The organism is Alteromonas lipotrueiana, from assembly GCF_019249245.1.
Taxonomy (GTDB): domain Bacteria; phylum Pseudomonadota; class Gammaproteobacteria; order Enterobacterales; family Alteromonadaceae; genus Alteromonas; species Alteromonas lipotrueiana.
Genome location: NZ_JAESDK010000034.1, coordinates 1 through 16,014, shown reverse-complemented (window position 1 = coordinate 16,014; position 16,014 = coordinate 1). Strand labels below are relative to the sequence as shown.

The 16,014-nt window shown below is 46.7% G+C and carries 13 protein-coding genes and 2 tRNA genes; 8 read left to right on the top strand and 7 right to left on the bottom strand.

Annotated elements, in window-relative coordinates; genetic code table 11:
• Position 1: 1 nt before the first annotated feature.
• From JK130_RS16425 to dnaQ, 4 genes are all read right to left on the bottom strand, one after another.
• Positions 2–75: transfer RNA gene (locus JK130_RS16425), tRNA-Asp, on the bottom strand.
• 27 nt (positions 76–102) lie between these two features.
• Positions 103–179 (bottom strand) — tRNA-Asp (locus tag JK130_RS16420).
• 199 nt (positions 180–378) lie between these two features.
• Positions 379–1,776, bottom strand: a complete 1,398-nt coding sequence (locus tag JK130_RS16415) for a TIGR03503 family protein (protein WP_246587851.1) — start codon at positions 1,774–1,776, stop codon at positions 379–381.
• A 53-nt stretch (positions 1,777–1,829) separates the two neighbouring features.
• A complete protein-coding gene (gene dnaQ / locus JK130_RS16410) occupies positions 1,830–2,546 on the bottom strand; it encodes a DNA polymerase III subunit epsilon (RefSeq protein ID WP_218355418.1) in 717 nt (238 codons plus the stop codon).
• 87 nt (positions 2,547–2,633) lie between these two features.
• On the opposite strand from dnaQ, the gene rnhA reads away from it, so the two are divergent.
• The 6 genes from rnhA (at position 2,634) to arsC (ending at position 7,197) form a co-directional block, all read left to right on the top strand.
• Entirely contained in the window at positions 2,634–3,104 is a 471-nt protein-coding gene (gene rnhA / locus JK130_RS16405; RefSeq protein WP_218355417.1) for a ribonuclease HI, read from the top strand.
• A gap of 924 nt (positions 3,105–4,028) precedes the next feature.
• The gene (locus JK130_RS16400; RefSeq protein WP_218355416.1) at positions 4,029–4,361 is read left to right on the top strand and encodes a metalloregulator ArsR/SmtB family transcription factor; all 333 of its coding nucleotides are present in this window, start codon (positions 4,029–4,031) and stop codon (positions 4,359–4,361) included.
• Positions 4,362–4,376: 15 nt separating this feature from the next.
• Positions 4,377–4,847, top strand: a complete 471-nt coding sequence (locus JK130_RS16395; RefSeq protein ID WP_218355415.1) for an arsenate reductase ArsC — start codon at positions 4,377–4,379, stop codon at positions 4,845–4,847.
• A gap of 3 nt (positions 4,848–4,850) precedes the next feature.
• Positions 4,851–5,567, top strand: a complete 717-nt coding sequence (gene arsH / locus JK130_RS16390; protein ID WP_218355414.1) for an arsenical resistance protein ArsH — start codon at positions 4,851–4,853, stop codon at positions 5,565–5,567.
• Between the two features lie 9 nt (positions 5,568–5,576).
• Positions 5,577–6,596: an ACR3 family arsenite efflux transporter gene (arsB, locus tag JK130_RS16385; RefSeq protein WP_218355413.1), complete on the top strand. Its 1,020-nt coding sequence runs from the start codon at positions 5,577–5,579 to the stop codon at positions 6,594–6,596.
• Between the two features lie 172 nt (positions 6,597–6,768).
• Complete coding sequence (gene arsC, locus JK130_RS16380) at positions 6,769–7,197, top strand: arsenate reductase (glutaredoxin) (RefSeq protein ID WP_218355412.1); 429 nt, start codon at positions 6,769–6,771, stop codon at positions 7,195–7,197.
• Between the two features lie 190 nt (positions 7,198–7,387).
• On the opposite strand, the gene JK130_RS16375 is transcribed toward arsC, so the two are convergent.
• Complete coding sequence (locus JK130_RS16375; RefSeq protein WP_218355411.1) at positions 7,388–8,365, bottom strand: NAD(P)H-quinone oxidoreductase; 978 nt, start codon at positions 8,363–8,365, stop codon at positions 7,388–7,390.
• 109 nt (positions 8,366–8,474) lie between these two features.
• On the opposite strand from JK130_RS16375, the gene JK130_RS16370 reads away from it, so the two are divergent.
• Positions 8,475–9,665: a class I SAM-dependent rRNA methyltransferase gene (locus tag JK130_RS16370; protein ID WP_218355410.1), complete on the top strand. Its 1,191-nt coding sequence runs from the start codon at positions 8,475–8,477 to the stop codon at positions 9,663–9,665.
• Positions 9,666–9,897: 232 nt separating this feature from the next.
• Here the strand turns inward: JK130_RS16370 and JK130_RS16365 are convergent, their stop codons facing one another.
• Positions 9,898–10,200 carry a PilZ domain-containing protein gene (locus tag JK130_RS16365; protein WP_218355409.1) on the bottom strand — a complete coding sequence of 101 codons (303 nt, stop codon included), beginning with the start codon at positions 10,198–10,200 and terminating at the stop codon, positions 9,898–9,900.
• Between the two features lie 174 nt (positions 10,201–10,374).
• Positions 10,375–14,202 (bottom strand): ATP-dependent RNA helicase HrpA, encoded by a 3,828-nt coding sequence (gene hrpA / locus JK130_RS16360; RefSeq protein ID WP_246587852.1) that lies wholly within the window; start codon positions 14,200–14,202, stop codon positions 10,375–10,377.
• A gap of 454 nt (positions 14,203–14,656) precedes the next feature.
• Between hrpA and JK130_RS16355 the strand changes: the two genes are divergently transcribed.
• Positions 14,657–15,604 (top strand): transposase, encoded by a 948-nt coding sequence (locus tag JK130_RS16355; RefSeq protein WP_218355407.1) that lies wholly within the window; start codon positions 14,657–14,659, stop codon positions 15,602–15,604.
• Positions 15,605–16,014: the final 410 nt, after the last annotated feature.

Here is a 16,014-nt window from a genome sequence, read left to right as displayed (position 1 = left end):
GCGGAGCGGACGGGACTCGAACCCGCGACCCCCGGCGTGACAGGCCGGTATTCTAACCAACTGAACTACCGCTCCACAACGGTAAAGCTCTTTATCTATGAATGGCGGAGCGGACGGGACTCGAACCCGCGACCCCCGGCGTGACAGGCCGGTATTCTAACCAACTGAACTACCGCTCCACTTTTTTAATACTTTCAGCAAGTTGGAATCATTCTATTGAAGACCGTTCCCCCTCACTGCGGCGCAGATAATACGGTTATCAATTTTAAGAGTCAACGCTTTTTTGCCACAAAAAAACATAAAACCGTCTGATTGAATGATTATTCATCACAATGATGAAATATAGAACCAAAAAGAGCGTGGTGGCCTGTTATCAGGCTAGTCTGACGCCCCCTCTTTTGGTTTTTTTTGAAAAACTGCCATCACCCTGGCTTTTAAGGAGGTAAACATTGAGTTAGCCGACGGATTATCATTGTTATTTATATCTGAAACCGGGCTTCGCGTGTCTGTGCCGGGTCCATTCTTTCGCCGCCAAAGCACGAACGCTACCACCAGTCCCACTATTAGCAAAATTGTGCCATTTACCAGCGCTAAGGTGAGCATCAATGTATTTTGGCTCATAGACTCTGGCGACTCTTTGCCGGGGTTTGCAGATGCTGCCAACTCAGGTAGAGGCATAGCTTCAGAGTCAATTACAGCACCAGCTTGTGCTGATGCAGGCTCATCGATTGCCGCTGGGGGTTCAGGCAAAACCTCAAAACTATATTCAGGCACGTTTAAAATAAAATCGCGGTCTTCGGTAGTTTTGCCATAGGCGGTCAGCTTTACGGTAAACTTTCCTTTATCTAAGGCCACCAGGTTGTAGTAACGATCGGCGGCCGTCGGCTCGGTAAGCGAAAATGTGTGCACATCGCCATTGGGATAGCGCACCTTACCGTCAATGAGTAGCGTCGTAACATCAACATGCTTTTTATCCACATCAATATGCAACGTATGATAATTTTCCGCATCTTCGGTTTTATCCTGAGCCAGTGTAGTACGTAAACTAATTGGATTTTTATGCAGGACAAACGCACTGCCTGCCTGCTCTCTTGAGAACATTGGGGTGGTTACACTAAATACCGGGGTCCATTCTCCGGCCTCAATCGATAAATTAAATTGGCCAGTAAATATGCCGTCACCGGGGCGCTCGTCCATTCCGCGCCCGTTATCTTCAAAGGTAGCAATAACCTGGTTTTCGGCTTTAAAATTATCGTAGTTAGGATTATCAGTCGAAATAAGCTCAATTTGTAGTTCAACGACTCGCCGAAAGTCTGCCTGAGCGATAGGTTTAGCACCGTTGGTTAAGGTAGCGGTTTGTTTAAGTATTTCGCCCGAGAATAAGGTAGTGGGCAATGATGGCGCGTTTAGCGCAATATCTGAGACCACCATTATACGACTGTCAGGTTTAATTTGCCCTACCGCCTGCCAGGGCCCGGGAACCGGGTTTTTGATGGTAATCATGTCGTAAGTATCGGCATCAAACCATTGAGCGTTTTCCTGCTCGGCTCGTGTCTGAAAAATTTTTGAACCATCGGGGCGCACCAGCACTACCGGGGCAGAACCGTATTCGCGAAAAAACACCATGGTAACTTCATCAACATTATGATCGACCCTGAAGCGATTTTGTAGCAGGGTTATAGAATTTTGATAGTTGTTACCCAATTCCTGAATAATGTCTTCAGGTGGTGAGGATTGCGTTGCTGGCGTTTGTTGTGCTGCTGTCGCTAACGGCATGGCAGCGATTACTGTCGCTGCTGCTGCCATTAGTAGTAAATTGACCAGACACGTTATTCGTCTTGGTTTGCTCGCCACAAACATTGCCCACCACTGTTTTGTACGATATCTAATCGCGCTTCATGTTGTTCTACTTCATCGGCGCTGGCTTTAATAACCTTTAATTTATTTGCGCTGCGCTGAACCCGACGTACACTCATTGTATCCTGTTCGTTGCCTGCACCCTGTCCCAGCAAGTTCAGTTTTGTCTGGCCGCCTGTCATTAACAAATAGACATCGGCCAGAATTTCCGAGTCTAATAAAGCGCCGTGAAGCTCTCGATGGCTGTTATCTATACCGTAGCGCTTACACAATGCATCAAGGTTGTTTTTTTGGCCAGGGTGAATTTTTCGGGCCAGCGCCAGCGTATCAAGCACCTCACAAATATCTTTGGTTTTTACCGCTGAGGTTGGGCCGTTCAGGGCGAACTCATGATTCATAAAGCCAACATCAAAGGGGGCATTATGAATAACCAGCTGTGCTCCTTTGATAAACTCAATAAAATCTTCAGCCACATCACTAAAAACGGGCTTATCGCGTAAAAACTCGTTAGTTATGCCATGGACTTCAATGGCTTCAGCTTCAATTTCGCGCTGCGGATTAATGTATACATGAAAATGATTACCTGTAAGCTTACGATCAATCAATTCCACACACCCTATTTCAATAATACGGTGGCCTTCGCGAGGCTCAATACCTGTGGTTTCTGTATCCAGTACAATTTGGCGCATAGAACAATCTCAACAAGCGGGCTTTTTTGATAGTATACCAAGTCCAAATCTGGTGACCATGCATAACAGCGAAAAAAAGGAGTGGCAGTGGCCAACAAATCAATTGATATTTACACCGACGGCTCGTGTTTAGGGAATCCTGGCCCCGGCGGTTATGGTGCAGTCATGATTTACAATACACATAGAAAAGAGATAAGCGAAGGGTATTTTGAAACCACGAATAATCGCATGGAGTTGCTGGCCGCAGTCGCAGCGCTGAACGCGTTGAATGAGCCTTGCACCGTCGACTTAACTACCGACAGTCAGTATGTTAAAAACGGCATCAACCAATGGATTCACAACTGGCGTAAAAATGGCTGGCGCACCGCCAGTAAAAAGCCGGTTAAGAATGCCGATCTTTGGCGCCAGTTAGACGAAGCGGTAAGCAAACATAAGGTATCCTGGCACTGGGTAAAGGGGCATTCTGGCCATCCTGAAAACGAACGCTGCGATAAACTGGCACGGACCGCCGCCGAATCGCCTTCAAAGCCTGACCCGGGCTTTAACAGCGAAGCATAGCCTATATATGGCGTTATTCGCGAATGAATCGGTCGTTAACGTTTCTTTAGCGTTACTGAAACATTGAACATACCTGCGTGGCCCTTTGTTTAGGGCCCTGCGTGTATACAGACCACAGAACAAAGTGCCCGGTTTTACCAAGTTGGTGTGGGTCTGTGCGGTGCTTTGATAAAAAACCGTTCTCCCTCAGCTCTTTATCTGGTTGCGGCAATGCATCCCTTCTCCATCCACGGGTTTTCCCAACTGTTACGTTGCTTGTTGCTTGGTTGTTGCAGATGCCAAAGAAGGCAAAGAAGGCAAAGAGAGTAGCCATGCTAGCGCGTACAGCTATAGTGCGGCCATTATCTGGTTAAACTACAAGTGAATCAGCGTTAAAACTGATCGCATGGGCTAAAAATGAAGCTCAACTACTTAAATAGCCATCTCAAGACTTCAAAACGTATTTTTATTACCACCACCCATTCCTCAGGTTTTCTCAACCCTTCTAGCAGGCATTGAATAGAACTAGCAAGTGAAATAGGTCTTACCCAGAGTTTTGCAGACATTATCTCGCCTCGGATATGTGTGCGGGCACACCTTTTTCATTACTACAAAAGCAGAAACGGTATGGCCTTAATCGCGACTCTATCAGTCTGGGTTTAGGTTAGCGTAAAGATGAAGGCGAGCAGTTTTTACGTAAAGAGCCACTGTAGTTGGATAGAGTGGCTGTTCTGTTGGTTTATTAAGAGTGACTGTCCTGGTTGTTCGTTCGCTGCTTGTTCGCGTGTCTCAAACTCAAAGTCCACAGATCATCCCGCCTAACGTCTTGTATTATTTTTAACCTTTACCTACAACGCCCGCAAGATACGCAATAGCAAAATAACATTGACATATGGAGAACCACATATGTTATATTTCACATATGTGGTTTAAGAGATGTGAAATATGACTCCTTTGCAGTTTTTCAAATGCTTGTCCGATGACACCCGGCTGAAGTCCGTTTTGATTATCAGCCAACTTGAAGAAGCCTGTGTGTGCGACCTCATGGCTGCACTTGAACTGGATCAGCCCAAAGTGTCACGCCACCTCGCCGAGCTACGCAAATGTAATATTTTGCGAGATGAACGCCGCGGCAAGTGGGTATATTACCGACTTCATGAGCAGCTACCAGAGTGGGCAAAAGACGTTATCCGCCAAACGGTTGAACACAATCATAATTATTTTTCTGATGCCTTAGCAAAACTGAATGCATCTAAAGTGCAAGCTTCGTCCTGTTAATCACAAGGAATACTCATGAAAATTCTTTATATCTGCACACACAACCGTTGCAGAAGTATCTTATCTGAAGCGATTACCAATCATGTGGCTGGTCAATCTATTAGTGCGAAAAGTGCCGGAAGTCAGCCTTCTGGTAAAGTCCATCCGCTGTCTATTCATTATCTGAAAGAAGCCAACATTTTTACCGGAGATCTGCAAAGCCAATCATGGGATGACTTTGAAGATTTCAAGCCCGATGTGGTTATTACCGTATGCGATTCTGCTGCCGGAGAGGCTTGTCCGGTTTGGTTTGGCAATGCCGTTAAGGTGCATTGGGGATTAGCTGATCCTTCCAAAATTGAAGGCAGTGAACAAGAAAAAGCACAAGGCTTCCGTGCGTGTATTGACCAAATTACGCAGCGGGTTAACAAGCTGCTTCTGATAGCAGAAAAAGGCCTTTCGCCTGCCGAACTTAAAGCTGAATTAACCAGGTTAGGAGCACAATAAACGATGAGCCAGAACACCACCCTTCCGAATATTGATGAGTTGCAGCTTGATATTCCGACATTTGATAAGTGTCAGCCCACCCAGACTGACCATGCGCCGCGTATTCTTCTGCTCTACGGCTCATTGCGTAAACGGTCTTTCAGCCGCCTGGTCGTTGAAGAGTGTGCCCGTCTTTTGTCGCGTATGGGGGCAGAAGTAAAAATATTTAACCCCGAAGGCCTGCCTCAAACCGACACCGAAGATGAGAATCATCCCAAGGTGAAAGAACTCAGAGAGCTCATGATGTGGTCAGAAGGACAAGTATGGTGTTCACCAGAACGTCACGGCTCAATGACTGGCATATTTAAGAGCCAGATAGACTGGGTACCATTAAGCATTGGCAGTGTGCGTCCTACTCAAGGCAAAACCCTGGCAGTAATGCAGGTGTGTGGAGGTTCTCAGTCGTTCAACGTGGTAAATCAGTTACGCGTTTTAGGTCGATGGATGCGCATGGTGACTATTCCAAACCAGTCAAGCGTGGCGAAAGCCTTTCTTGAGTTTGACGACAATGAAAGGATGAAACCGTCCTCTTATTACAATCGCATTGTTGATGTGATGGAGGAGTTAATGAAGTTCACTTTATTACTTCGAAACAATAAAGACTATTTCGTTGACAGATATTCTGAACGTGTAGAGTCGGCTGAGCAAGTAAGTCAGCGTGTCAACCAGCGTTCGATTTAAGGAGGTTACATGGGTTTATTTGAACGTTATATGTCAGTGTGGGTGGGCATTGCCATCGCGATTGGCATTCTGCTTGGTAGCATTGCACCTGATGCCTTTACAGTCATCGCCAACATTGAGTACGCGCACGTTAATCTTGTGATTGCCGTTCTTATCTGGCTGATGATTTTTCCAATGATGGTGCAAATTGATTTTTCCTCACTAAAAGATGTGGGTAAAAAACCTAAAGGGCTTGCGTTAACCCTGGTGATTAACTGGTTAATTAAACCGTTTACCATGGCTTTTCTTGGCTGGCTATTTTTTAAAGGGTTGTTTGCTGACTGGGTAGACCCGCAAACGGCGACCGAATATATCGCAGGCATGATATTGTTAGGCGTGGCCCCATGCACCGCGATGGTATTTGTCTGGAGTCAGCTTACTAAAGGCGACGCCAACTACACGCTGGTACAGGTATCCATCAACGACATTATTATGATATTTGCCTTTGCGCCAATTGCAGGGTTGTTACTGGGCGTGACAGATATCACCGTGCCCTGGGATACCCTATTTCTGTCTGTTGTCCTGTATGTGCTAATTCCTCTGGTGGCAGGCGCAATAACACGTAAAAAGCTAGACAAAGCTAATGACCATACTCGGCTGAATCAGTTTTTAGCAACCATGAAGCCCTGGTCGATAGTGGGGCTATTGGCAACTGTCGCTTTACTGTTCGGTTTTCAATCTGAGACGATACTGGCTCAACCTCAAGCAATTGTACTGATTGCTATTCCTTTGCTGATTCAAACCTACGGTATCTTTGCCATTGCTTATTTTATAGCAAAACAGATGAAGCTACCGCATAACGTTGCTGCCCCGGCCTGCATGATTGGCACATCTAACTTCTTTGAGTTGGCGGTAGCGGTGGCGATTTCGGTGTTTGGACTGCATTCAGGAGCAGCATTGGCTACCGTTGTTGGGGTTTTAGTCGAAGTGCCTGTCATGCTGTCGCTGGTATGGTTTGCAAACCGAACGCGTCATTGGTTCCAGGAATAAAGCGTATTATGTGCTCACCCAGGCGTCTTCAACGCATTAGTAATAGGCGTAGTCGCGGCTGGGTAGCACCTGATTTAGCCGCACAAAGATACAAAGAAAAGTGGTTAGACATGCTTGATAGCATCACACTTTTTTGATGCTTTTTATTAAGATGAAAAGATTAGGTTAAGTTATGATTGTTATTCATCACAACCCAGACTGTGGTACGTCAAGAAACGTGTTACGGGTAATTCAGGATGCTGGATACTCACCGGTCATTATAGATTATTTAAAGGATGGCTGGACCAAAAATCAACTACTCGGGCTTTTTGCTGCAGCTAATATTACTCCGCGCGAAGCGCTGAGAACGACAAAGTCGCCTGCAAAAGAATTAGGGTTACTTGATGAAAACGTATCAGATGACGCCATCATCTCAGCAATGCTTGAGCATCCGGTATTGGTAAACCGTCCGATTGTATGTTCTGCAAAGGGCGTTAAGCTGTGTCGGCCAAGTGAAACGATACTGGATTTAATCGACAAGTGGCCCGCCGGGCCTTACTTTAAAGAAGACGGCGAGCAAATTTTGAATGAACACGGACAGCCAAAATCTGAACAAGAATAAACGCAATAGAAAAGGTCATATTCACAAAATTGCCAGGCAATTATGCCGTCAAATTTGGACTGGTAATCACACTGACTCAGGTTGAGTCAGTGTTCATAAATTTTGCTTCTGTATCGTAGTATTCAGGTGACCATGAAAACCCAGTGAGCCGAGCCGGGTCGCAAAGAGCCCGCCCTTTTGGCTTAATTACCTACCAACGCACAACAACTTTGCCCTGGGTATCATTTTGTTCAAGTTTTTGGTGCGCTTTACCGATATCATCAACGTCTAATACCGTATCCAGGTTCACCTGCAAGTTACCGGTCGCAAATTCGCCTAAAAAGTCCCGTGTAAACGCGCTAATCAATGCACTTTTATACTCATCTGTACGCGAGCGTAAAGTAGACCCCTGAATACGAGCACGTTTAGTCAGCATCAAAGCCATATCTAATGAGTCAGCATAGCGCCCTGCCAACATAGCCAGGTAGACAATGCTGCCGTCTTTTGCCAATACCTGAAGATTTCGATTGAGATAATCGCCCCCGACAAAATCCACAATCGCATTAACGCCATCCTGCCACTGCGCGCTTAGCTCTTCTGCAAAATCCTGAGTTTTATAGTTGATTAAAAGCGTTGCGCCCATCTGCTTGCACGACTCCAACTTTTGACTACTTGATGCAGTTACCGCCGTTTTTATATCTTTAAGCCGACACAGCTGCAACGCTGCTAACCCTACACCACTCGCTCCGGCATGAATTAATGCACGCTCACCCGATTGCACATCGCAAATTGAAAACAAAGCCTGATAAGCCGTTAAGAACACTTCAGCCAAACCCGCAGCTGCCTCCATCGACACACCGGACGGTAACGGCATCAAATGCCCCGCATCTACAATCGCCTGTTCGGCATACCCCCCTCCGGGCATCAGGCCAAACACTTTATCGCCTACCCGCCACTGGCTAACATCGTCGGCCACCGCAATAATCTCGCCGGCAGCCTCAAGACCCAAAATAGAGCTTTCACCCGGTGGCGGTGGGTATTTACCCTGACGCTGCAGAGTATCGGCGCGGTTTATGCCAAACGCATGCACCTGAATAATAACTTTACCAGCGCTTAATTCGGGCGCTTGCGTTTCATCGATAAACAGTTCTTGTGGGCCGCTGCCCTCTTCAAAATTAATGAATCGCATTTTCTCTCGTCGTATTTATTGGGTGAATGGACATTGCTACGTACCGGTAGTGAATTAAGATGATTCTGGGTATACTGCGCGCCTCATTCTTCACCAGTGTTATTTGCTTATGTCTGCCACCCTCACACTTATGCCCGAACGTGAAAAGTCTTTAAAACGTCATCATCCCTGGGTTTTTGCTTCAGCAGTAGAAACGGTAGCTGGGCGGGCTCGTAGCGGTGATACAGTAGATGTGATTAGCAGCACAGGCGAATGGCTGGGGCGCGGGGCCTATTCCCCCGAATCGCAAATTCGGGTAAGAATATGGACATTTGATAAAAACGAGCCGGTCGACAATGGCTTTTTTATGCGTCGCTTACAACAAGCCCTGACGCTGCGAAAAAGCGTGCTGAATTTTAGCACCACTACCGGATACCGGTTAATTGCGGCCGAATCTGACGGCCTGCCTGGTATTACTATTGATATGTACGACAAGGTGGCCGTATTGCAGCTATTAAGCGCCGGCGCCGAAAAGCAGCGCGATAAATTAGTATGGGCTCTTGAAAAACTGTTTGAGGGTATCAGTATTTATGAGCGTTCAGATGTTGATGTTCGTAAAAAAGAAGGGCTGGAGCCGGTAACCGGCCCTATTCGGGGTGACGCACCGGGCACAGTCGAAATTCTTGAAAACAACCTGCGAATTAATGTTGATATTGAAAACGGTCATAAAACCGGTTTTTACCTGGATCAGCGCGATGCCCGAGCCCGCGCCGGGCATTATGCCCATGATAAAACGGTACTCAATTGCTTTAGCTACACCGGCACCTTCTCTTGCTTCGCCCTGGCTGGCGGCGCTAAGCACGTTACCAACGTGGATGTGTCAGCACCGGCTTTAGAACTTGCCCGCCAGCATATTAAGCTCAATCAGTTAGATGAAAGCAAAGTTTCTATGGTTCAGGGTGACGTTTTTGAGGTGTTGCGCCGTTATCATGAAACCGGCGAGCAGTTTGATATGGTTATTCTTGACCCGCCAAAATTTGTAGACAGCAAAGCCACGCTAAACCGCGCAGCGCGGGGTTACAAAGATATTAATATGTATGGCATACATGCGGTGAAACCGGGCGGGTTGTTGCTCACATTCAGTTGTTCTGGGTTGATGCCAGCAGATTTGTTTCAAAAAATTGTTGCAGATGCCGCACTGGATGCGGGCCGTACTGTCAAAATTATTGAACGGCTATCGCAGGCAGCCGATCATCCGGTCAAAACCACCTATCCCGAAGGCTATTATTTAAAAGGCCTGATATGTCAGGTAGCAGATTAAACCTGTCACTCAGAACGCGGGAGTTTTAATTGTCTTTTTGAAATTCTGACATACTGTTTTAATGATCTTATGCCCGCGCACTTTATTACTTTGCAGGCAAACAAAAGCCCGGCTCAAAACCGGGCTTTTGGAGGCGATAGTGCTCCGCTGCGACATTGGCAAGTGTATATCCTGCACATTCGCAAGCTCAGACGCTTGTGCTGTTTAGCCGCATCTGAATTGCTGTGACAAACTATTTCATTTCAGAGATTTCAATACCTATAATGCAGCTATTCGCTGACTCTTCAACGCATCTGACCACGGTAGCCGTAGCCGACAATGAAGGTATTTGCGAACTGGTAGACTCGATAGAAACAGTAACATCGGTACCCAACTCAACTGAAGGCTCATCAACCTCTAAAGACATGCCTGTGGCACTTATATCTTTACAAACCGCCTGCAACGTTCGACTCGATTCATCGTCATTTATTTGCACCTGACATGGTGAATTGACCATCATGCGAAAAAAGTTACGCTTGTCGTCGTATCCCAACATCTTACATCTCCTGACTTCTGAGCCGGTTGATATTATTTAATAAAATTGCTGATATATTCGTTATAGGGGGTGAAGCTGTGCTTGTCAACCGGCACGACAACCGATGCCTCCCTGAGCTATGCTATGGTCATATCAGCTTAGGTTCGTTAGTACGTTGTAAAGCGCCATTTTGGCTTAAAAATCGGCCAGATAATTTTGTATACGCTTAACCGATATCGGGTAGGCTGTGCCTAGCTGTTGAGCAAACAATGACACCCGCAGTTCTTCTAACATCCACCGAACCTCAGCTAACGCTTCGGGTTGTTTACCTGGCGGATAACGAGACCTGACTTTTTCAGATTCTGCGACCACTTTTTCAATACTCATCTGCGCCTGTCGGTCGCGGGTGGGATCTATCGGCAGCTTTTCTAAACGCCGGGCCAGCCCTTTTAAGTAGCGGTTCCAGTCGTTCAGACGCTGGGCACCTATCTCGCTTACAAAGCCAGGATATACTAAAGAATTCAGGTGGGACTTTATATCGCCCATCGCACTGACCATTGTAAGCGGAACATTGCCTTTCATTTGTTTTTGACACTGATGCGCTAGTGTCAAACCAGTTTCTACCTGCTCGGCAATAACCAGCACTTTATCGTTTATATGGGCGCGGACATGGTCTACGGCCTGACGAAATTCTGACTCAGTACGAATTGGTTTATCATATTTGCTTTCAAAATCATTTCGAAGTGCATCTATTCCGGCAAATATACAGTCATCGATAAGTGCCTTAACCTGACCAAAAGGATTGAAATACAAACCCAGCTTGGCTTTATTCGGCAGTTTGCTTTGCAAATGACTCAGCGGAGATGGAATGGCATTTTTTATCAGAATATTCACGCCCTGAGTATGCTGCTCAGCCGCTTTAGCGGGTTCGTCGACCAACACGATATCTACTTTATTGCCTTGCCTGACAAGTGCCGGATACGCCTGAACTTCGAATCCTCCAACTTTTTGAACAAATGTTTCTGGTAACGATTCAAAATCCCATTTTTGCAGATCTTTTCGCTCAAGTTCAGGCGTTGCGGCTTTTTCGAAGGTTTGCTGCACCTTACCCTGGCACTGTTGTTTGACCTGATGCAGGTTATCGCCCATGGCAATAACTTTACGCTCATTGTTAACCACGGCAAAGTGCATTTTCAGGTGGGTGTCCAATTGCTCGGTATTCCACTCTTGAGAGTCAATGACCACCCCGGTCATTTTTCTGAGCTTTTCTTCTAACGCATCAAGCAGCCGAATTGGGTAGCCTTTTTTATCCTGCATATGGATGTCAGCCAGACAGGCTTCAGCAAAATTTGGGGCCGGTACAAAGTTTCTGCGTAAGCGCTTGGGCAGACCTTTTATCAATGCCACAATTAATGCATGACGAAGCCCCGGAACCTGCCAGTCAAACCCCACATCATCAACCTGGTTGAGTACAGGCAAAGGAATGTTCACGGTAACGCCATCATCAGGGGCATTAGGCTCAAAATGATACGATAAAGGTAGGGTGATATTGCCCTGTTTCCAAGCGTCGGGGTATCCGTTTTCAACCGCATCAGGCTGCTGTTTATAAACATCTTGCTCGGTGAAAGTTAAATTAACTGTTTTATTGTTATGCTTGAACCACTTTTTAAACGCCGCTTCATTGTTTACTTCTTCAGGCAAGCGATTGGCATAAAATTCGACCAGGGTATCTTCTTCAACCATAAGATCACGGCGGCGAACTTTTTGTTCCAGCTCATCTGCCTGAGCCAGCAACGCCTGGTTGTCTTCCATAAACGGAAAATTTAGTTTGGTATCGCCGTTTACCAATGCTTCGCGTATAAACAGCTCATGACATAATGCGGGATCTATATCGCTGTATAGCACTGGGCGTTTTGCCACAATTGGCAAGCCGAACAATGTCACTTTTTCGTAGGCAATAACCGCCCCGCGCTTTTTAGACCAGTGAGGTTCGGCATAATTGGACTGGGTCAGATGTTTGGCCAAAGGCTCAACCCAGGCCGGATCGATACGGGCATTAACCCGTGCAAAAAGCTTCGATGTTTCGACCAGCTCTGCGGCCATTACCCACTTTGGTTGAGCTTTTGACAGCCCCGACCCCGGAAAGATCATAAATCGAGTATTACGCGCGCCTAAATATTCCCGGTCTTTGTCTTTTGTACCAATGTGTGACAGCAAGCCGGCACATATGGCCTGGTGCACAGACTGAAAGTCAGCATCCTGGTTGCTAAAGCCTAAATTTAGCTCTGCTAAAGATTTTTTCAGCTGGCTTACGATATCCTGCCATTCGCGCATGCGCAGGTAATTTAAGAACTGACTTTTACACCATTTTCTTAAATGATTTTGCGACAATGCGTTTTGCTGTTCACGAAACGCATTCCAGGTATTGAGCAAGCTGATAAAATCAGAGTCTTTATCTGCATATTCGCGATGAGCTTCGTCGGCCTGCTGGCGTTTTTCCTGTGGCCGTTCGCGTGGGTCCTGAATTGATAGCCCCGCCGCAATAATCATGACTTCCTTTAAGGCGTTGGTGCGATTAGCTTCAAGCACCATGCGAGCGTAACGCGGGTCGATGGGAAGGCGGGCAATCTGACGACCAGCTTCGGTAAGTTGCATCTTACCTTGCTTTTTAGCCACCGCCTGTATCTCTTCAAGCAGCCGAAAACCATCATTGATGTTTCGGCTATCGGGGGGCTCTACAAATGGAAAACGACTGATCTCGCCCAGCCCTAATGCCAGCATCTGTAGAATAACCGAGGCCAGGTTGGTGCGTAGAATTTCAGGGTCAGTAAACTCTGGTCTGCCTAAATAGTCCTCTTCGCTATATAAACGAATGCAGATACCCTCCGATACCCGACCGCATCGTCCCGCCCGCTGGTTAGCTGACGCTTGTGAAATCGCTTCAATCGGCAAACGCTGCACTTTAGAACGGGCACTGTAGCGAGAGATGCGCGCCATGCCCGGGTCTACGACATATTTTATACCCGGTACGGTCAACGAGGTTTCGGCCACATTCGTCGCCAGTACAATCCGGCGGCCTTGGTGGGACTGGAAAATTCGATTTTGCTCACTGGCCGATAGGCGCGCATAAAGGGGCACGACCTCGGTATTCCGGTAATGCTGTTTTTCCAGAGCATCCTGAGTGTCTCGAATTTCGCGTTCTCCACTTAAAAACACCAGCACATCACCTGGCGCTTCGCTTTCAAGCTCGTCTACCGCGGCCACAATCGCTTCGGTTTGTTCAATGTCATTATCCATTTCGCTGGTCGGCCGGTAGCGAATTTCCACGGGATAAGTACGGCCACTTACCTCGATTACCGGTGCGTTATCAAAATGACGGGAAAATCGCTGTGGGTCGATAGTGGCTGAGGTAATAATGAGTTTTAAATCGGCGCGCTTTTTGAGCAGCTGTTTTAAGTAGCCCAGCAAAAAATCGATATTCAGACTGCGCTCGTGAGCCTCGTCAATAATAATAGTGTCGTATTGATTTAAAAAACGATCCTGTTGCATTTCAGCTAGCAGCATCCCGTCGGTCATCAGTTTTATGTAACTGTCTGTGCTGACATTATCTGAAAACCGAATTTTAAAGCCGACTTTTTCCCCTAACGGAGTTTCAAGCTCATCGGCAATACGGTTAGCCACACTGCGAGCTGCCAGTCGCCTGGGCTGAGTGTGGGCAATCATGCCCCCTACTCCACGACCAAGCTCCAGACATATTTTAGGCAGCTGAGTGGTTTTACCCGAGCCGGTTTCCCCCGCTACAATCACCACCTGGTTATTGGCAATCGCCTCTTTAATATCGTCCTTTTTGTCACTTACCGGCAATGGAGGATAATTTACCGTCGGCAAATTATGCTGGCGGGTTTGTCGACGGCTAACCGAATGCTCTACCGCCTGTGTGAGTTTTTCCACAGCCTGCTCTGAGAGCGGCTTTTTTGACGCCACTTCAATACGCCGCTTCAGTTTGAAGCGGTCGGCGCTCATAGTATTGGCCAGCTGTTGTTTTAGCGCGTTTAATGTGGAAGAAACATCACCAGAATTCAATGCACGATCCTTTAAAAACAAATGAGCGACGATCCTAGGGAAATTGCCCTGCATTTTCCAGTCTTAATAAGGCTTAAACAGAAGGAAGTATCGCCATGTGAGGTAAAATAAATATTTAAGAGTAATTACTGTGTAAAACGGGATGAGGGTCAGATAGCTTGAATCAGGACACCCACAAGCTTTAATCAGAGCTTCAATCAGGACACCCACCATCTTAAGATTCGAGCTGCAATCAGGACACCCATCTCCTTGGGATTCGAATTGAGCTTCAATCAGGACACCCACTTCCTAAAGATTCGAATTGGACATCCATATCCTGGTACACAGGACAGTAGCCCAGTCCTGGATACCGAGGCAAAATGACACATCTGTTTATAAACCATACTTATCGCTAATGCCCAGACCCAGAAAAAGCCTGATATCCCTTTCTGATACGCCCTATTATCATTGCGTGTCGCGCTGTGTTCGCCGCGCTTTTTTGTGTGGCAAAGACAAATTTAGCGGCCAGAGTTATGAACATCGCCGTCAGTGGGTTGAAAATCGGCTATTGTTTTTAGGGTCAGTGTTTGCCATTAATATCTGCGCTTATGCGGTAATGAGCAACCATACTCATGTGGTGTTGCATATCGATAGAAATACTGCTGTGCAGTGGACTACCGAACAGGTTTTGCAGCGCTGGCATCGCCTCCATAAAGGAACGGTTTTAACACAACGTTATTTGAACCTGGTCGAACGAAACGCGATGTCATCCGCTGAAATTGAAACCGTTGAAAACACCGCCGCGATTTATCGGGAACGGTTATATGACATCAGCTGGTTTATGCGGCTGCTTAATGAGTACATCGCCCGCCAAGCGAACAAAGAAGATGATTGCACCGGCCGTTTCTGGGAAGGCAGGTTTAAATCTCAGGCCTTGCTTGATGAAACCGCCTTGGCTGCATGTATGGTCTACGTTGATTTAAACCCGGTTCGGGCCGGGATAGCGCGCACTCCCGGGCAGTCGTTGCATACCAGTGTCCGAAAACGCTTACGTGCTATAAAACACAATAAACAACCCAAAGCGCTTTCGCCCTTTAAAGGAAAATCGTATAAACGTACCTCCGCCAGTTTACCTTTTCTGCTTTCTGACTATTTTGAGCTCATTGAAGAAACAAGCCGACAGTTTCACCCCGCAAAACGAGGCCGGATAACAAACGAGGTCCCCCTACTAGCGAAAGCGGGGCTGAACATCACCGACTGGTACTGGTTAATCAACAATATTGAAAACGAGTTCGCTACCAAAATAGGCTTGTCTTCAATACATCAGAAGTTAGAAAACCGAAGTCGGAGAGTTATCGCCTGAGCAGTCGCCGAGCCTTCATGAGTCGTAACCTATAAATAAATATCCCGCATATTATCTTCCGGCGCAGCCCTCTCTGGCTCAAGTCTCTTAAAAAACTTCTACATGGGCTCATATTGTATTACGGTCCCCCTCTTTTCCGTAAACCGAATAATTTGAAGGCCGGATTATCGCCAAATAGCTTTATTTGAAACGGTGTAGAGTTTAATGAATACTGCAGAGAAATATAAGTGGGTGTCTAATGGGTGGTGGGTGTCCATATTGGGGTAGCGGTGCATCTGGTAGTGTTAATTTCAGGAGTGGCTGTCCATATCAGTATTGTCCATATCAATATTAGTGGGTGTCCATATTGGGGTAGCGGTGCATCTGGTAGTGTTAATTTCAGGAGTGGCTGTCCATATCAGTATTGTCCA